This is a genomic window from Acinetobacter sp. S54 (assembly GCF_016624945.1).
Classification (GTDB): Bacteria; Pseudomonadota; Gammaproteobacteria; order Pseudomonadales; family Moraxellaceae; genus Acinetobacter.
Genome location: NZ_JACVUI010000002.1, coordinates 62,171 through 79,670 on the forward strand (window position 1 = coordinate 62,171; position 17,500 = coordinate 79,670).

General features: G+C 38.0%; 16 protein-coding genes. 9 read left to right on the top strand and 7 right to left on the bottom strand.

What is annotated here, in order from left to right:
- Window positions 1–102: 102 nt before the first annotated feature.
- Both IAE20_RS03160 and thiM read left to right on the top strand, forming a co-directional pair.
- On the top strand, window positions 103–1,260 hold the full coding sequence (locus IAE20_RS03160) for a hypothetical protein (protein ID WP_200481082.1): 1,158 nt from the start codon (window positions 103–105) through the stop codon (window positions 1,258–1,260).
- A gap of 26 nt (window positions 1,261–1,286) precedes the next feature.
- A complete protein-coding gene (gene thiM, locus IAE20_RS03165) occupies window positions 1,287–2,111 on the top strand; it encodes a hydroxyethylthiazole kinase (RefSeq protein ID WP_200459433.1) in 825 nt (274 codons plus the stop codon).
- 189 nt (window positions 2,112–2,300) lie between these two features.
- On the opposite strand, the gene IAE20_RS03170 is transcribed toward thiM, so the two are convergent.
- Together IAE20_RS03170 and IAE20_RS03175 are read right to left on the bottom strand one after the other, a co-directional pair.
- Window positions 2,301–2,660 carry a 5-carboxymethyl-2-hydroxymuconate Delta-isomerase gene (locus IAE20_RS03170; RefSeq protein ID WP_200481083.1) on the bottom strand — a complete coding sequence of 120 codons (360 nt, stop codon included), beginning with the start codon at window positions 2,658–2,660 and terminating at the stop codon, window positions 2,301–2,303.
- 10 nt (window positions 2,661–2,670) lie between these two features.
- Entirely contained in the window at window positions 2,671–4,383 is a 1,713-nt protein-coding gene (locus IAE20_RS03175; protein ID WP_200481084.1) for an AAA family ATPase, read from the bottom strand.
- A 228-nt stretch (window positions 4,384–4,611) separates the two neighbouring features.
- On the opposite strand from IAE20_RS03175, the gene mdh reads away from it, so the two are divergent.
- Complete coding sequence (gene mdh / locus IAE20_RS03180) at window positions 4,612–5,784, top strand: iron-dependent methanol dehydrogenase (RefSeq protein ID WP_200481085.1); 1,173 nt, start codon at window positions 4,612–4,614, stop codon at window positions 5,782–5,784.
- 177 nt (window positions 5,785–5,961) lie between these two features.
- The gene (locus IAE20_RS03185) at window positions 5,962–6,924 is read left to right on the top strand and encodes an alpha/beta hydrolase (RefSeq protein WP_200481086.1); all 963 of its coding nucleotides are present in this window, start codon (window positions 5,962–5,964) and stop codon (window positions 6,922–6,924) included.
- A gap of 3 nt (window positions 6,925–6,927) precedes the next feature.
- On the opposite strand, the gene IAE20_RS03190 is transcribed toward IAE20_RS03185, so the two are convergent.
- Entirely contained in the window at window positions 6,928–8,112 is a 1,185-nt protein-coding gene (locus IAE20_RS03190) for a transcriptional regulator (protein ID WP_200481087.1), read from the bottom strand.
- A 153-nt stretch (window positions 8,113–8,265) separates the two neighbouring features.
- Here IAE20_RS03190 and IAE20_RS03195 point away from each other — a divergent pair, with 153 nt between their 5' ends.
- Together IAE20_RS03195 and IAE20_RS03200 are read left to right on the top strand one after the other, a co-directional pair.
- Window positions 8,266–9,777, top strand: coding sequence for an aldehyde dehydrogenase family protein (locus IAE20_RS03195; RefSeq protein ID WP_200481088.1), 1,512 nt, complete (start codon window positions 8,266–8,268; stop codon window positions 9,775–9,777).
- A 252-nt stretch (window positions 9,778–10,029) separates the two neighbouring features.
- Window positions 10,030–10,746 carry a glutamine amidotransferase gene (locus tag IAE20_RS03200; RefSeq protein WP_200481089.1) on the top strand — a complete coding sequence of 239 codons (717 nt, stop codon included), beginning with the start codon at window positions 10,030–10,032 and terminating at the stop codon, window positions 10,744–10,746.
- Between the two features lie 20 nt (window positions 10,747–10,766).
- On the opposite strand, the gene IAE20_RS03205 is transcribed toward IAE20_RS03200, so the two are convergent.
- Window positions 10,767–11,174, bottom strand: coding sequence for a GFA family protein (locus IAE20_RS03205; RefSeq protein WP_200459441.1), 408 nt, complete (start codon window positions 11,172–11,174; stop codon window positions 10,767–10,769).
- A 483-nt stretch (window positions 11,175–11,657) separates the two neighbouring features.
- On the opposite strand from IAE20_RS03205, the gene IAE20_RS03210 reads away from it, so the two are divergent.
- Together IAE20_RS03210 and IAE20_RS03215 are read left to right on the top strand one after the other, a co-directional pair.
- Window positions 11,658–12,104 (top strand): GNAT family N-acetyltransferase, encoded by a 447-nt coding sequence (locus IAE20_RS03210; protein WP_200481090.1) that lies wholly within the window; start codon window positions 11,658–11,660, stop codon window positions 12,102–12,104.
- An 8-nt stretch (window positions 12,105–12,112) separates the two neighbouring features.
- A complete protein-coding gene (locus tag IAE20_RS03215) occupies window positions 12,113–13,417 on the top strand; it encodes a serine hydrolase domain-containing protein (RefSeq protein ID WP_200481091.1) in 1,305 nt (434 codons plus the stop codon).
- Between the two features lie 218 nt (window positions 13,418–13,635).
- Here the strand turns inward: IAE20_RS03215 and IAE20_RS03220 are convergent, their stop codons facing one another.
- On the bottom strand, window positions 13,636–14,217 hold the full coding sequence (locus IAE20_RS03220; RefSeq protein ID WP_200459444.1) for a YceI family protein: 582 nt from the start codon (window positions 14,215–14,217) through the stop codon (window positions 13,636–13,638).
- Window positions 14,218–14,519: 302 nt separating this feature from the next.
- Between IAE20_RS03220 and IAE20_RS03225 the strand changes: the two genes are divergently transcribed.
- On the top strand, window positions 14,520–14,927 hold the full coding sequence (locus IAE20_RS03225) for an OsmC family protein (protein ID WP_200459445.1): 408 nt from the start codon (window positions 14,520–14,522) through the stop codon (window positions 14,925–14,927).
- A gap of 127 nt (window positions 14,928–15,054) precedes the next feature.
- On the opposite strand, the gene IAE20_RS03230 is transcribed toward IAE20_RS03225, so the two are convergent.
- Window positions 15,055–15,336 (bottom strand): hypothetical protein, encoded by a 282-nt coding sequence (locus IAE20_RS03230; protein ID WP_200481092.1) that lies wholly within the window; start codon window positions 15,334–15,336, stop codon window positions 15,055–15,057.
- 121 nt (window positions 15,337–15,457) lie between these two features.
- Window positions 15,458–17,446 carry a transketolase gene (tkt, locus tag IAE20_RS03235; RefSeq protein WP_200481093.1) on the bottom strand — a complete coding sequence of 663 codons (1,989 nt, stop codon included), beginning with the start codon at window positions 17,444–17,446 and terminating at the stop codon, window positions 15,458–15,460.
- Window positions 17,447–17,500 lie beyond the last annotated feature (54 nt).

Genomic DNA, 17,500 nt, shown 5'->3' on the forward strand with positions numbered 1-17,500 from the left:
GGGCTTTTTTACTTTACTCAGCCACGATTGTTTAAGTTTCATCTGAACAATCTCTCTGGAGCAAGTTATAATCTCTTTTTTATACTTGTATATCTCTAAGGCATGACTCTGAATATTCTGAAAAAACAGCTAGATGAAAGTACACTTTGCCCTTTGTGTCAGGCAGCAATGTACTTTGTAGAAGCAGATCAGTTCGATCAGGACGTTCAATTTCATGAATGCAGTCATTGCCAACATCAGGTCTTTATTGACACAAGAATGGTCTGTCATTGTGCAAGTTGTACTAAGCAGCGTAAAAAAATGATGCAGGATACTTTACAACAGGAGCAACGTAAAAATAAAATTAAAGACGATGTCATCTATAATCTGGAAGACTTAAGTCTATTAAACAAACTCTTTCTATTGGCTTTACTAGATGACCGTATTCAAGAGAACATCCCTCATGATGAATATATTTATTGGGACCAAGTCAAATACGAATACATTAGCCCGAATTATTTATTTCAGTACAGTTTACTTAAAGAGTTGATTAAATCGGGGATTTTGGCCTCAAAAAATCCTCACGATAATCACCCTGTTTATTATTTAAGAGTGCGCTTAGAGGGTTACAACGAACCAAGCTTATTTAGTATCGCCCAACAATTACGTCATTGGTTCTATGAAAACCTGAGTCTAGGTATTCCCTATAAAACTACAAATGAAGTTAAAGATGTTTTATTTGTCATACTCTATCAGGAAATCATTCAATTTATGCAAATGTATTGCCGTACATGGGGCATACAAATCGCGGGAAATCGTAGCTTTCAGCAGTTCTGTTACAAACTCATGGATGGTCTGGCGATTGGTCAAATTTATTATCTCATTCAAACGGCACTTGAATATTTGCATAGCAAAAAGGCTTTGCAGCCGCGTAATGAAAATTTTATTAATACCAATATATTAAAGAAAACCTTGGAACAATATCGGGAACGTTCAGTAAATGAAAAATGGGAAACATCCACTCTGCCACGTCCTATGAATCTGCCTTTAAGCAAAATGAGCCAGATTTTTTTATTCCATTTTTTATCTTATGATGAAACTATTTTTATTCAACCGATTTGGCGCGCATGGCGTAAAATTGAACCGAGATTCAATTTTTATGCCATTAAACGGTGTATGTATTGTGGTTCCCATGATTTGGAAGTGGATTATGATGCAGCCGATTACGTTTCTCTGATTTGCCGAACTTGCAAACATCAAGATCATTATTTTACGCAATAATTCTTATAAATTGCTAAGGGGGATATATGTATAACTCGTCCAATATTATCGACTATGTCATTCATGCATGGGAAAAATTGCAAGAGCAAACGCCTTTAGTGCAATGCATTACCAATAGCGTTGCTGCTAATTATACAGCCAATGTATTACTGGCCGCTGGAGCATCTCCAGCCATGATTGATAATCCTTTTGAAGCAGAAAGCTTTACTCAAATAAGTGGTGCGCTTAGCATTAACATGGGAACACCAACCACCGAACAAATGCAAGCTATGCAGATTTCAGCCCAAACAGCTCATAAACAGCAGATTCCTTGGGTACTTGATCCTGTCGGTTATGGTCCAATCTTAAAATGGCGTAGCGATATGGTCAATGAACTACTGCACTATCATCCTTCTGTCATTCGCGGTAATGCTTCTGAAATCAGTGCGCTTGCAGGAAATGTCACTCAAGCAAAAGGTGTAGATAGCACCCTTAAAAGCGATGATATGTTCCAACTCGCACAAAGCTTACTCAGCAAAACTAGTTGTGTGGCTATTTCGGGCGAAAATGACTATATCCTGTCAAATGCCATGACGTGTATCGTTAAGATCCGTGGTGGCAGTTATTTACAGCCTAAAATTACCGCAACGGGCTGTGCATTAGGTGCATTGATCGCAGCCTACTGTGCTGTAACAACTGTACATCTTGCGACGATTGCTGCTCATATTCATTTTGCCATTGCGGGGAAACTTGCTTTTGATCAGGCACAAACGGTAGGTAGTTTTAATACTATGTTTATGGATTATATTCATATGATGGATGCAAATTTGATTGAACAATATGCCTGTATCGAACTTATTTCGGATGATTAAAGAAGAATAGATAATCGTCTGCCTGCTCCCGTTGCTCAGGCAGATAGTTCTAAACAGGAAATAAACACTTTCTCGGATCTGATCATGACCGTCTAGATAAGAACTATAAACAATGATAGCTTACCAAAATGTTCATTTGACAGAATCATTATGAAAGGAAAAAATGCTTTCTCCTGATCAAAATCGCTTTTAAATGACCTGTTTGAAATAATCCTGTTTAGGCATTTCAATCAACTCAACGCAACTTTGTACAGGAAAATCTTGCTGCTGCAGTGCAGAATAAGAAATTAATGTATTCAAAATTTTTTCGCCAATTTCCTGTTTCTGCTGTTGATTACGCCCAGATAGCAAATAGACTTTGACATGGACGTAGGCTTGATGCTCAGTTTCTAGTCCAATTACATAAACATTATCTTTATGTGCCCGAGATTTAATATCAATCGCTTCACAATAGCCTGTTTCCACCAATGCAGCATTAATTTTCAACAATAATTGTTTGGGTTCCACATTGTCCAAATTTGCAGAATAATCAACGATTACATGTGGCATAGCCGTGCCCCTATTCAATAAATAACAATGCTAAACGTACCTGATCATAGCCCATACGCGGACTAGTCAACTCGACAATCGGTTTAAGCTTAATTGAACCATCATCATTAAAATGCTCAGGTCTTTTACTTTTTTGAACTCGTTTAAATAATTTGCGTATTTGTTCAACCACTTCATCCCCAGGATGGGCCACTGAAATATCGAGTCCTTGTTCTTTATTTAATCTTGCTAGGTGGTTAATGATAGTAGCCGGCGTTAAACCACGTTCAACGGCGATATCTTGAATTTCATAACCCTCTTCAAATAGCAAACGAGTTTCATCCAGTGTTGCTGAACCATAATTTTGCTTTTCGCCTTTGGCTAGTTTTTTCTCATTTCTTATAATTTCGGTTTCATTTAATGTTCCACCACAATGCCGAATAAACGCTTTATGTTGATCGTTTAAATCGGTTTCTGCAAAATGGCTTTCCGCTTCTTGTGATAACTCCTGAAAGCGTTTATCTGCTTTTAAAGCCAATGAATCCAACTCTAACGCCTGTTCATTAAAACCTAGTAAACGCAAACCAGTTAAAGATTTTAGTCGAGACAATGCCACATACCCCTGACCCTTTTCAAAGGTATGAGATAAGTTAATTTCGGCTGCTTCCAACGTCATACCCTGACTTTTATGTATGGTAATTGCCCATGCCAAACGAAGTGGAATTTGCTGAAAACTGGCAATACTTTTTCCTGCTTCATTTTCAACTGACCACGTTTCTGGCTCTACCAGTAGCGTAGTTCCGTCAGTCATTTTCACTTTAGGTAAAATTCCGTGTTCATCATCTTCTTCAAAACCAATCACTTCGCCTAAACTGCCATTGATATATCCCATATCAAAATTGTTCTTTACAAACATTACTTTGGCATGTTTTTTAAGGAGGAGTTCTTCAGGTGCGCGAACCGAGGATTTTAAAGTTTCCAGTAACTTTTCATTTCCATCAAGTACTGCATTAAACTGGTGCCCTTCATTTTCAATTTCATTTAAATGTTGAAAATTAATATTATCCACATCCATATTATGGGTATAAAGACGGGTAAAAGTATCGCCAATATCCTGCTGACGGGATTGTTGCAACGCCTGAGTATGTTCTCGTTGAATATTTTGCGCACGAATGGCATTTAAAATCCGATTCAGGATTTCATCGTCCTGACGGTGCTGTTCGGTCAAATAACACACCCGAAATTTGGCTTCGACCCACGCATCTGACATAAAACAAAATTTATCACGATTACGTTCATCATTTTTACCCACAGGCGGTAACTGAAAAAAATCCCCAGCCACAATCACTTGGATTCCACCAAAAGCCTCATCACTTTCCTTGAAATATTTCAAGACCTTATTGACAAGATTAAGCTGTTTGGCATGCAACATGGAAATTTCATCAATGATCAAAACTTGTGCATTTTCAAGGTGTTCTTTTAAATACTTACGCTCTTTCATGCGTTTGAGATCATCTTCACTCAAATGATCTTTAATCCCAATACCTGCCCAAGTATGAATGGTCATGCCATTCATATGAGTTGCTGCAATTCCTGTAGAAGCTGTCACCGCAACGGGTACTTTACGCGCTTTTAAGTAATTGATGTATTGATTGAGGGTATATGTTTTTCCTGCACCAGCCGAACCTGTTAAAAACACATTTTCACCCGCTTTTAATAACTTCAGTGCAGTTTCTTGCTTCATAACCTGATCATTTCAATAAAACAGCCCATAGCTTAACGACTTTCATTCAAAAGTGAAATCCGAAAGCTATTTAAAATATAAAAATACATATATTTCAAATATATAAAACAAAATATTTATTGGTAGGTTTTTGGTAGGTAGGAAAAAAATGGCCAAATCAGAATACTAGGCTCACGGTGAAGATCACCTGTAATAACAAATGGACTAAATGGAAGAAGGAATCGCTCCATGGCTTTAAAAAATATTGCTGACCAAACAAATGGTTTTTATATCCCGTGTGTCTCCCTTTTTGGCCCAGGCTGTGCCAAGGAAATCGGAATCAAGGCACAAAATTTAGGTGCAAAAAAAGCGCTCATTGTCACAGATGCAGGTCTTTTTAAGTTTGGTGTGGCAGATATCATTGCTCAATATTTAAAAGATGCAGGGGTAGATAGTCATATTTTCCCGGGTGCAGAACCTAACCCAACCGATAAAAATGTACATAATGGTGTCGATGCCTATAACGACCATCATTGTGACTTCATTGTCTCACTAGGTGGCGGTTCTTCACATGATTGTGCCAAAGGGATTGGTCTAGTGACTGCGGGTGGTGGACATATTCGTGATTATGAAGGCATTGATAAAAGTAAAGTTCCAATGACGCCATTAATCGCGGTGAACACAACAGCGGGGACAGCCTCAGAAATGACACGTTTCTGTATCATTACTAATACTGACACACATGTCAAAATGGCCATTGTTGACTGGCGTTGTACGCCTCTTATTGCGATTGATGATCCGAAACTCATGGTTGCTAAGCCAGCAAGTTTGACTGCTGCGACAGGTATGGACGCATTGACTCATGCCGTCGAGGCTTATGTTTCAACCGCAGCCAATCCCATTACCGATGCCTGTGCAGAAAAGGCTATTTCCATGATTAGTGAATGGCTTAGCCCTGCGGTTGCCAATGGTGAAAATCTGGAAGCACGTGATGCCATGAGCTATGCCCAATATTTGGCAGGAATGGCTTTTAACAATGCTTCATTAGGATATGTACACGCTATGGCACATCAATTAGGAGGTTTCTACAACTTACCTCATGGTGTATGTAATGCTGTGTTATTGCCGCATGTTTGTGAGTTTAACTTGATTGCCTGCCCTGAACGCTATGCCCGCATTGCTGAATTGATGGGCGTTCAAACACAAGGTTTAACCAGAAATCAGGCTGCTCGTGCGGCGATTGAAGCGATTCGTGAATTATCAACATCGATTGGTATCCCATCTGGTCTAAAAGAATTAGGAGTTAAAACTGAAGATCTGACGATTATGGCAGAAAATGCTCAGAAAGATGCGTGTATGCTCACCAACCCACGAAAGGCAACTCATGCACAGGTCGTGGACATTTTCAAAGCGGCACTTTAATTTTACCTCGCTTTAAATCAAGAACAAACTCCACCTTTTTACCTCAGAGCAAGCTTCTCTCTCCAATCGGCTTGCTCACTTGAGGGGATATTCCTCCAAGATATTCCCTCTTTTTTCTTGTCATTGATTGACAAAATCATATTTTCATACAAGGATGATTTCATGCATTAAAAACCAATGAATAAAAATATGAATCCATATACTCCAGATGTTTTAGGTGATGACTATCAACAGCTTACATTAACTTTTCCCGATGATTATGAGGGTAAAGTTATTGCAACGTTAATACGCAAGAAAGCAACGACATCAACAAATAAAGCAGTTCTTTATATTCATGGCTTTATTGATTATTTTTTTCAGACCGAAATGGCCGAACAATTCAATCAGCATGGCTATGATTTTTATGCGCTGGATTTGAGAAAATATGGACGTTCTCATCTACCCCACCAAATCTTATTCAATGTCCTCGATTTAAATGAATATGACGCTGAAATTACCGAAGCCCTTAAGATTATTGAGGAAGAACATCACAGTCAGGTACTGTTAGCGGGACATTCTACGGGCGGACTCATTGCGACACTATATGCAGCACACTATTCCAACCACCCTCTAATCAAGGCACTCTGGGCAAATAGCCCCTTTTATGATTTTAATATGAATGTATTCAAGAAAACGTTCGGTATTCCATTATTAAGTCAAGTGGGTCGTTATTTACCGAAAGCGAAGTTCCCAAGTGGATTGAACAAATGGTATGTACGAAGTTTGCATAAAAATTTTCATGGCGAATGGTTTTTTGATCTAAACTGGAAACTACCGAGTATGAAAAAAGTTCAATTGAGCTTTGTTAGAGCCATTCATATTGCTCAAAAAGAAATTCATCGCGGTGTTAAATTAACCATTCCTGCACTGATTATGCACTCGAACCAGACCAAAAATCCGAGAACTTGGGGCAAAAAAGCCACACAAAGTGATGTGATTTTGGGAATAAAGGATATTGAAAAGTATGCTAGGAAAATTAAAGGCGACGTCACCACTCAAACCATTCAACATGGTTTGCATGATTTAATCCTATCTGCCGAGCCTATTCGCAATCAAGTCTATCAGCAGTTGTTTGACTGGTTAAAAATCAAAATGCCTTGAGTTTTAGCCTTGTCCCTGTTGATATTTAATTAACGACTGATGGGCTGGATGATCGTGTGGCAATAGCTCCATGAGGCGTTCCACCGCATCAATGGCTTCTGGAAACCGTGCCACATGCTTAAGTAACATGTCTGTTTCTTTAGCCTTAAAAATTGCATCACTTAAACGTGATTCAAGGCAATCACGCCATGCGCACAAAAAAGGACTTTCGGTCTTTGCCAAGAAAACTCCTGTGTACAGCTGTAATGCCGATGATACATAACCTGAATCAAGTGCATTTTCAGCTTGTAAAAAATCCGCTTCGACATGGGCCAATAACCGATAAGGACGTGAACCCAGCATGCCTCCCAGCACATCCCGTAACTGTGACATCTCAGCTTTTAAGGTTCCCATACTGACTTTACGCTCACCATAAAGAGCCTGATGCAAAGTTTCCAGATTTAAACCCTGCGGGCACAACACCAAGATACTCAAAATTTCAATCTGACGAGGTGTAAGTACTAAATTTTTTCCATTGAATAACACTTGTGGAATAGAAAACGCACGTATATATAATTGTTGACGTTGTTGTTCTTGCAAAGCTGTTTGGATAATCGATGCACAGCGTTCAGCGGCTAAAATACCTAATGAATTATGATTGGTCCATGTCGTGGATAAGTCAATCACACCCAGTAATTGCCTGGAATGAGGGTCAATAATAGGAGCGGCATAACACACCCAGTCTTGTACTGACTGCATATAGTGTTCATTGGAAAAAACACAACTGGATTGGCGAGTTTTGATCGATAGAGCCAATGCATTAGTACCTACCATTTCCTCACCCCATTGCCCGCCTTCGACAAAATGGACACGTTCAGCAGCGCTACGCATCTGTTGACTGGCAGCCGTCCAAATAATGGTACTGCCCACATCTCCTACCGCAATCACCATAGATGACTGTTCAGCAACATGCTTAAGGTCATTGCCACAATACTGCAAGGCAATATCAAGTGCAGAGGGCTGCTTTTGCGCTAAAGATAATAATGGCGCAGCAGATCGCTCTTTTGGAATCGCCGCAGAAACTGAGCGTTGCCAAGAACTGGCGATGCTTTCATTGAGTTGACCCGCCTGTTGGGTAGAGAGAATGCTTTCTTGGCGAAGTGTCTCAACAGTACTGCGTTGTTCCCTGAGCTTTTGTTTTGTAACCATTTGTATATTCCCTGAAAATTGTCATGGTCTCCAACCTTTCTCCAACCTTCCGTCTTATATGCTAACTCTATAGCGTACAAAAGTACCTTATACCAAAGCTGTAGAAGCTTCAAATTTGATATGTATATCAATGATAAGCAAAGGAATATTTATATGCGTTACATCGATCCTAATCAACCTGCTTCAAAAGTTCAATTTAAAGCTCAATACGAAAATTTTATTGATGGGCAATGGGTTGCCCCTGTAAAAGGAGAATACTTTGAAAATATCTCTCCTGTCGATGGCAAAGTATTTACAAGAATTCCGCGCTCAAGTGCGGAAGATATTGAATTAGCACTAGATGCTGCTCATAAGGCTAAAGCACAGTGGAATAAAGCCTCTCCAACAACACGTTCAAATTTATTATTAAAAATTGCAGATCGTCTTGAAGCCAATCTGGAAATGTTGGCAGTCGCTGAAACATGGGATAACGGTAAGCCTGTTCGTGAAACACTGGCTGCCGATATTCCATTGGCGATTGATCATTTCCGTTATTTTGCAGGCTGTATCCGCGCTCAGGAAGGCGGCATCTCTGAGATTGATGAAGATACTATCGCCTACCATTTTCACGAGCCTTTAGGAGTGGTCGGCCAAATCATTCCATGGAATTTCCCAATTTTGATGGCTGCGTGGAAACTTGCACCCGCTTTAGCTGCAGGTAATTGTATTGTACTCAAACCTGCGGAACAAACCCCAGCCAGTATTTTGGTCTTAGTTGAACTGATTCAGGATCTTTTACCTGCTGGCATTCTTAATATTGTGAATGGTTATGGGGTTGAAGTTGGTCGCCCACTGGCAACTAACCCGCGCATTGCAAAAATCGCATTTACGGGCTCCACCAAAGTCGGTCAACAAATCATGCAATATGCGACTGAGAATATTATTCCAGTCACGTTAGAACTTGGCGGCAAATCACCCAACATTTTCTTTGAAGATATTTTGGATAAAAAAGATGATTTTCTGGAAAAAACCCTAGAAGGCTTTGCCATGTTTGCTTTGAATCAGGGCGAAGTATGTACCTGTCCATCTCGAGCACTGGTTCAGGAAAGTATTGCTGATCGTTTCCTTGAAATGGCCATTGAACGTGTTAAAAAGATCAAAACTGGACATCCTCTAGATACAGAAACTATGATTGGCGCACAAGCATCCAAGCAACAATTTGACAAAATTATTGGCTGTATTGATACAGGTCGTAATGAAGGAGCACAATTACTCACGGGTGGTGATGCACGTCATGATGTCGATGGTGGTTTCTATATCGAGCCGACCATTTTCAAAGGCAATAACAGTATGAAGATTTTTCAGGAAGAAATTTTCGGCCCTGTTCTGTCCGTGGCCACATTTAAGGATTTTGATGATGCTATACGCATTGCCAATGATACCGTTTATGGTTTAGGGGCAGGTGTCTGGTCACGTTCTGCGCACACTTCTTATCGTGCAGGTCGCGCGATTGAAGCAGGTCGTGTCTGGACCAATTGTTATCACATTTACCCTGCTCATGCTGCTTTTGGTGGTTATAAACAATCTGGTATTGGACGTGAAAACCACAAGATGATGCTCGACCATTATCAACAAACCAAAAATTTATTGGTCAGTTATTCAACCAAGCCAATGGGCTTTTTCTAAAAGCATTCTTTACCAGAGACGAAATAGAGGTGATTTATTCGCCTCTATTTTTTTAGAATAAAAATAAGATAGATATTTGAAAAAAATAAATATCTTAAAATTTTCTTTAAAAATTTGTATTGTCACTTTGTTTTTATCATTGATCATCCAAAAGCCGATCTGTATTTTCTTTTACGCTAAAGAAACATTCCAGTTTTCTTTTTTGCTGTTTTGGCTTAAGGTGAACCTAGTCGATGCAATACTGAATCTATTATGACTCATCACGCCTTTTCCAAAACTATTTACGCTATTCAGCATCTCGCTTTTGAAGATTTAGGTTCATTAGAAGATATTTTTTATCAGTTAGGTTTTCGTATTCGCTATTTTGAGGCGGGTGTAGATGATCTGGCTCCGGCACTTAAATATGAGGGGCTAACCGTAATTTTAGGTGGGCCCATTGGAGTTTATGAAGAACAAGATTATCCTTTTCTGACCCCAGAAATTGCATTACTCAAACAACGCCTCGTAGATAAAAAACCGACCTTAGGAATTTGCCTTGGTGCGCAGTTAATTGCCAGAGCACTAAATGCCAAAGTTTATGCAGGTCATCAAAAAGAAATAGGCTGGGGTGAGCTAGAAATCAACGACATTACTCATAATATTCTTGAACCGCTGGAAGGTGTTGCTGTTTTGCATTGGCATGGTGATACATTTGACTTGCCTGAAAATGCCACTTTACTGGCCAGTTCTGTACTTTATCCTCATCAGGCATTTTCTATTGAGCAGCATGTACTGGCGTTACAATTTCATATTGAAGTTGCAGAAGATATGTTTGAACGTTGGCTCATTGGCCATACTTGCGAATTACGCCAAGCTAAATTCTCAATTCCCGAATTACGTGAAGAAAATGCATTGCATGCCCAAAATCTTGAACATGCGGCGTACCATGTGGTTAAACGATTTTTAAAGCAAATTCAATTATTAAATTAAACAAAGCCTTACCGCCGTCTTTAATTTTCAGAAGAAAATAAGTCAATTACATCCTGTTCCGTCATCCGTTTGGCTGAAGATAAAAATGGATAATAAGCAGGCTTGTGATCGGTATAAATCTCCAGATGAATTTTTGCGTGATCGGGCAACTCGAAAAGCTGAGCATTTACACTATAATAGTCACGCTCATTCAGCTTGTAATATAAATTTGTGCCACATTCTTTACAGAAATATCGAGCTGCCCACTCGGAAGACGCGTATTTTCCAATTGATTTTTCACCAGTCACTTTTAAATGATCTACTACTTCTAAAGTCAGAGATGGCCCGCCACCCCATTTGCGGCACATAGAACAATGACAAACGGCGATTTGTTCTGTGCGAATATTTACCTCAAATTTAACTGTTCCACATAAACATTGGCCTAACATTGGTTTTCCTCTTATCAAGTGATTTGATTATTTTTATTTCATTGCTATTCTACAAAATAAAAAAACTGATGATGACTTTTAATTACATGAATGCATTCGTCAAACTGTAAATTATTATTTCATCATACTTTGATCTTTGAGGGTAATATTTAGGGTGATCTCCTCATAAAAATCCAAATAATAGAATTTAAACTTTAATTAAAATATCAAAATAAATATAGAATTCTAATTTATAGACAAATTAAATGAACTTTAAAAACACAACTAAAATTTTCATTGTAATTCTTCACTTTTAATCAGTTTTTATAAACTTAAACTTAACACATACACACTCAATATGAATTTAATTATACAATTAGCCAAATGAAGTGAAATTGGTCATTTTTTCGACATTAACTTTTTATCGAATATGGACATAATTTTATTATACCTCCGAGCATCACATGAATGATGTTTCCTACTGAATAATTTAAAGTGAGTTTTATGATTAAAATATGTGAAGTAGATAAAGATAATTGCTTTGATATCTGTGAATTAACAAGTAATAAAGATGGTATCGGTACCATCTTTGAAGACTTTATCTGCTGCAATGCTATTTCTCTGGCTGAATCAAAATATTATCCTGAGTGTAAACCCAAAGCTTTATATAATCATGAAACTTTAATTGGTTTTTTTATGTATAAACATTTTTCTTCTTCTAATGAAGTAGAAGTTTGCCGTTTTATGATTGATTATAAATTTCTAGGACAAGGCTATGGCCGAAAATCTTTTTCCTCTATCTTGGATTTTTTTAAGCGTGATGGGATTAAAACTGTAAACATTATGATTGATGATCACAATGTAATAGCTAAAAATTTGTATACTTCATTTGGTTTTATTTTTACGGGTAAAATCCTAAAAGAAGAATATTATTATCAACTCAAATTTTAATTAGAAGTATGAATAATTTCGACAACTATATTTATGCCGAACTAAAACGCCAGAATATACCAGGAATCGCTGTTGGTATCTTTCAAAATGGTCATCCTGTCTTTATGCAAGGATATGGTTTATCTAATATAGAGCATAATGTGCCTGTTTTAACGAATACCGTTTTTCAAACCGCCTCTATCGGAAAAATGTTTACTGCTATGGCAGTCATGTTGCTGGTTGAAGATAAAAGAATAAGGCTTGATGAATCCATTACAGCCTATTTACCGACTGCACCTAAACATTGGCAAACCATCACACTACGACATTTACTAACGCATACATCAGGTTTAGGTGCCATTGATATAGATATTAAACAGGAATTCACAGACGATGAATATCTTGAATATTATTATGCAGCACCCATTGAGTTTTTGCCTGGCGAACGTTGGTCATACAGTAATACTGGATATTCAGTATTAGGCTTTATAATTAATAAAGTTACTGGCAAACAGTATGGAGTAATTTTACAGCAGCGCCTTTTTAATCCAGCCGGTATGCATAGTGCATGTATCATTAACGATACTGATATTGTTATGCATCGAGCAGCAGGTTATGAAAATATTCTGGGAGAAATAAAAAATCAGCAATGGATCTCTGCTTCAGCCAATACCCTAGCAGAAGGATCCTTATTGTTATCTTTAGAAGATTACCTTAAATGGGATAATATTGTTGCGTCTCGACGTATTTTATCTAAAGAATCATGGAAGCAAATTTTAAGTCCTGTTGTCTTAAATAATGGTCAAAGTTATCCCTATGGTTTTGGTTGGGATATTCAACATCATAATCAGAACCAATTGATCATAGGACATGAGGGCTCATGGCAAGGATTCCGAACAGCACTACAACGCTATGATCAGGATGGAATTACATTTGTTGTCTTAGCAAACGTAAATAATGCAAATGTTGGTGAAATATTGAAACATGTAGCTGTGCTATATAATCCCAATTACAAAGATAATTCAGAGAAAAATAGGGATGACCTGTTTCCTTCGCTAACAAGGGAGTTAATAAAAAAAATATACTTCATCATTGATCAAAAATTTTTTGATCAAGTTGAGTCCAATGTTTCTCAAAATATTTTAGTATCTTATTTGGAAGCCCTTGTAAAAGAAAATATAGCTCATCAGCTTTTTTTGATTAATGATCAGCCGAATGGTATTCATTTAGATCGGATTTACAAAATCCATTTTAGAACTAAGACTTTAACTATTTATGTAAGTTTTAATCAAACACTAATGAACATTTATTCTTTATTCATTTATTTAGAATAGTGAATTCAATCTGAGACTTCCCCTTCTATTTTAGTTAAGTTTACTTATTTAGTATTTATCTAAAAATTTTTATTTAGTTCGTTTTTATCACTTATTTTTATAGTTTGATTCTTTAATTTTCAGTTTAAAGAAATAAATCAATTTTTAGAATGTGTAGGCAATAAAAAAGACTTATACAATATTTATAAAATACCATATAAGCCCTTATTTTTTAAATATTATTTCTTAGCAGCTTCTGCTTCAGTTGTAATATTTACAGTAATCTTATCTCCAACATTAGGTACGTAATTTCCAATACCAAATTCAGAACGATTAAATGAAGTGGTTGCATTAAAACCAATCGCAGGTACTTTTGCCATTGGATGTTCACCTTGTTTATTTAACACAGCATCCAATACCACTGGTTTAGTAATACCTTTAACAGTCAAATTACCTGTAATTTTGAAATGCTTTTTGTCTTTTGTCTCAACTTTAGTACTTTTAAATGTAATATTTGGATATTTCGCTGCATTAAACCAACCTTCTTCCTGAAACTCCTTATCCAAAGCCGCTACGTTTGTGTTGACGCTGCTTACAGGAATCGTTACTTCTACAGAAGAATTTGCAGGTTTTGTATTGTCAACTTTAATCACCCCTTGAATATCGCTAAAGTTTGCACTTGGTGTAGAGAAACCAAAGTGGTTCCATGAAAATACTGTCGCTGTATGGGTTGGGTCAATTTTATAATCTACTGGCGCAGCTAAGGTGAAAGAACTTGCTACTGCAATCGCTAAACCAAATGATAATGTTTTTAAACGCATGATTTTTTTCCTACTCAGTGAATAATGGTAAGTTTATACTTTGCTGGTTTTAATACACTGTTATTTATAAGACGAATTGTTGCAAGCATGCAACAATATCAATTTAATTAAAATTACTTAACAAAATCAAAAAATAATGAGCATAATATCAAAAATAATTAAATAAAGTTAATAAAAATCAATATTTGTTTAGATAAACTAATTAAAAAACTTTAAGAAGAATATTCCTACATACAAAATGACAACAAGTTCAGCCTCTTTTATGTTAAAGATATATTTTATTGCTTCATTTAGGTTCTTGTATGTTAGACATTGTTCAAGCTAAAAGTACTCAAACGCCCTATCGTGTCACCCTTACCGATCCTTCTGGCCATGTGTGGTATGCCGATGAACCGATCGAAAAAGGCGGGCAAAATACCGCCCCTGATCCAGTGCAGCTTTTACTTTCTGCCTTGGGTGCATGTACGACGATCACTTTAGAAATGTATGCGAATCATAAAGGTATCAAACTTGAACATGTCCACGTTAATTTAACAATGAATCCGAACGGTCCCCCAGAAACAGGGCAAAATAATATTGAACGCAAAATAATATTAAAAGGTGAATTTACAGAAGACCAGCATAAACGTTTATTAAAAGTTGCTGAAAGCTGCCCTGTCCATAAAATTCTAACCTCGAATATTTCGATTCAGACGGACATGACATTTTGATTTCACACCCAATGATTGGAATACACATTTAAATCGCTCAGGAATATTTAAAAATCAATTAAATATTCTCTGAGAAAAGTTGTATGAAATTAATAGGGTAAATAAACATTCCTGTATTTATTCAAAATTAGTCAATCCTTTGCCAATGACTTCCAATTTGAACGAAATCAGGTAGCTTATCACTATGAAATACATTGTTTTCATTATCAACGGCAAATCTTGACACAGTATTTTCAGTATCATTCCCTAACTTTTGATAAAAACTAAATTCACCCAACACCCCATCCAACGCTGTAGAGTTCTTAATATCTATAGCCAATGCGTTAGACATATATTGTGATGGGTTGAGAATAAATTCGCATTCCCCTGTGATTGTTTCCCCTTCCAGCGCGACAAATGAAAATTTCATAGTAATATCCAATGAGACTCATGCTTTAAAAAAATATAGCACAGAAATATTGAATCAAAAAAACCCAGTCAATCTTTTGATCGACTGGGCTTTCAGAGTTCTATGCTTTGCTGAAATTAGTTCAAGCAGTTAAAGATTTAACCGCATCAACAACTGCGTCAGTTGTGATACCAAAGAACTTAAATAAATCCTTGGCTGGCGCAGATTCACCATAAGTAGTCATACCAATCACTTTGCCATCTAAACCGACGAACTTCCACCAATAATCCACATGTGCTGCTTCAACTGCAACACGAGCGCGGATATTGGAAGGCAGGACGGTCTCACGGTACGCAGCATCCTGCTTCATGAATTCTTCTGCACATGGCATAGAGACCACTCGTACACCTTCAAGTTGCGCATAAGCATTCATCGCCAATTCGACTTCTGAACCCGTGGCAATAATAATGGCTTTAAGCTCACCTTTTTCCTGAGCCAATACATAGCCACCTTTTGCAGCATTCTGAATTTGCTGTTCAGTGCGAGTCTGAAATGCTAGATTCTGACGAGACAGGATCAATGCAGATGGACCATCTTTACGCTCTAAAGATGCTTTCCACGCAATGGCCGTTTCAACTGTATCCGCAGGACGCCAAGTGTTGAGATTCGGTGTAGAACGTAATGATGCAATTTGCTCTACAGGCTGGTGGGTTGGACCATCCTCACCCAAACCGATAGAATCATGGGTATAAACATGAATCACACGTTGCTTCATCAATGCAGACATACGCACTGCGTTACGCGCATATTCCATAAACATTAAGAAAGTGGCTACATAAGGAATAAAACCACCGTGTAGGGCAGCACCATTGGCAATGGCAGTCATACCAAACTCACGTACACCATAATGCACATAATTACCCGCAGGATTGTCCTGAACGCCCACACAACCTTTCCATAAAGTCAGGTTAGAACCTGCAAGGTCAGCAGAACCACCTAATAACTCAGGCAACAATGGCCCAAAGGTTTGCAAGGTATTCTGGCTCGCTTTACGGGTAGCAATGCTTTCAGCTTTAGCATTCGTTTCTGCAATGAATGCATCTGCTTTTGCAGAAAAATCAGCAGGTAGATCGCCAGAAATACGACGTAGTAATTCAGCAGCTTCAGTTGGATACTTTTCTTGGTACGTTGCAAATACCTGATCCCAAGCAGATTCAACTTGTTGGCCTTTTGCTTTGGCATCCCACTGGGCATAAATGTCCGCAGGAATACTAAAAGATTCATCTTCCCAACCTAACACTTCACGAGTTAGCTTGATTTCATCTATACCAAGCGGCGCACCATGACTGTCTTCTTTACCTTGTTTATTCGGAGAACCTAAACCAATAATGGTTTTACAAATAATGAGGGTAGGTTTAGACGTTTCAGCCTGTGCTTGAATCGTTGCCTGACGAATAGCATCGCCATCATGACCATCGGCGCGTAGCACTTGCCAACCGTATGAATTGAAACGCTGCTCGGTATCATCACTGAACCAGCCCTCAACTTCACCATCAATAGAAATACCATTGTCATCATAATAGGCAATCAGTTTACCTAGACCTAATGTTCCAGCCAAAGAACATGCTTCATGGGAAACCCCTTCCATTAAGCAGCCATCACCTAGAAAACAATACGTATAATGATCCACTACTGTTAAATCAGCTTTGTTAAATTGTGCTGCTAATGTTTTTTCAGCTAATGCAAAACCTACCGCGTTGGCAATCCCCTGACCTAAAGGACCTGTTGTAGTTTCAATACCAGGCGCATAACCTAATTCAGGATGACCTGGTGTTTTAGAATGTAGTTGACGGAATTGCTTGATATCTTCAATTGAAACATCGTAGCCTGTTAAATGCAGCAATGCGTATTGCAACATTGAGCCATGACCATTTGATAACACAAAGCGATCGCGATTGGCCCATTGAGGATTAGCTGGGTTATGGTTTAAAAACTCACGCCAAACGACGTCTGCAATGTCTGCCATACCCATCGGCGCACCAGGATGGCCTGAATTTGCCTGTTGTACAGCATCCATAGCCAATACACGAATTGCATTTGCAACACGACGTTCGTTTAAAGGGGTCGTCATAGGTCAGCGTCCAAATAAATCGATAGAATAAAAAAGATGAGCATGAATCGGGAT

Bases quoted from the DNA above. Each gene is read 5' to 3' on its own strand.
- IAE20_RS03160 (WP_200481082.1), top strand. From the start codon at position 103: ATGACTCTGAATATTCTGAAAAAACAGCTAGATGAAAGTACACTTTGC.
- thiM (WP_200459433.1), top strand. From the start codon at position 1,287: ATGTATAACTCGTCCAATATTATCGACTATGTCATTCATGCATGGGAA.
- IAE20_RS03170 (WP_200481083.1), bottom strand. From the start codon at position 2,660: ATGCCACATGTAATCGTTGATTATTCTGCAAATTTGGACAATGTGGAA.
- IAE20_RS03175 (WP_200481084.1), bottom strand. From the start codon at position 4,383: ATGAAGCAAGAAACTGCACTGAAGTTATTAAAAGCGGGTGAAAATGTG.
- mdh (WP_200481085.1), top strand. From the start codon at position 4,612: ATGGCTTTAAAAAATATTGCTGACCAAACAAATGGTTTTTATATCCCG.
- IAE20_RS03185 (WP_200481086.1), top strand. From the start codon at position 5,962: ATGAATAAAAATATGAATCCATATACTCCAGATGTTTTAGGTGATGAC.
- IAE20_RS03190 (WP_200481087.1), bottom strand. From the start codon at position 8,112: ATGGTTACAAAACAAAAGCTCAGGGAACAACGCAGTACTGTTGAGACA.
- IAE20_RS03195 (WP_200481088.1), top strand. From the start codon at position 8,266: ATGCGTTACATCGATCCTAATCAACCTGCTTCAAAAGTTCAATTTAAA.
- IAE20_RS03200 (WP_200481089.1), top strand. From the start codon at position 10,030: ATGACTCATCACGCCTTTTCCAAAACTATTTACGCTATTCAGCATCTC.
- IAE20_RS03205 (WP_200459441.1), bottom strand. From the start codon at position 11,174: ATGTTAGGCCAATGTTTATGTGGAACAGTTAAATTTGAGGTAAATATT.
- IAE20_RS03210 (WP_200481090.1), top strand. From the start codon at position 11,658: ATGATTAAAATATGTGAAGTAGATAAAGATAATTGCTTTGATATCTGT.
- IAE20_RS03215 (WP_200481091.1), top strand. From the start codon at position 12,113: ATGAATAATTTCGACAACTATATTTATGCCGAACTAAAACGCCAGAAT.
- IAE20_RS03220 (WP_200459444.1), bottom strand. From the start codon at position 14,217: ATGCGTTTAAAAACATTATCATTTGGTTTAGCGATTGCAGTAGCAAGT.
- IAE20_RS03225 (WP_200459445.1), top strand. From the start codon at position 14,520: ATGTTAGACATTGTTCAAGCTAAAAGTACTCAAACGCCCTATCGTGTC.
- IAE20_RS03230 (WP_200481092.1), bottom strand. From the start codon at position 15,336: ATGAAATTTTCATTTGTCGCGCTGGAAGGGGAAACAATCACAGGGGAA.
- tkt (WP_200481093.1), bottom strand. From the start codon at position 17,446: ATGACGACCCCTTTAAACGAACGTCGTGTTGCAAATGCAATTCGTGTA.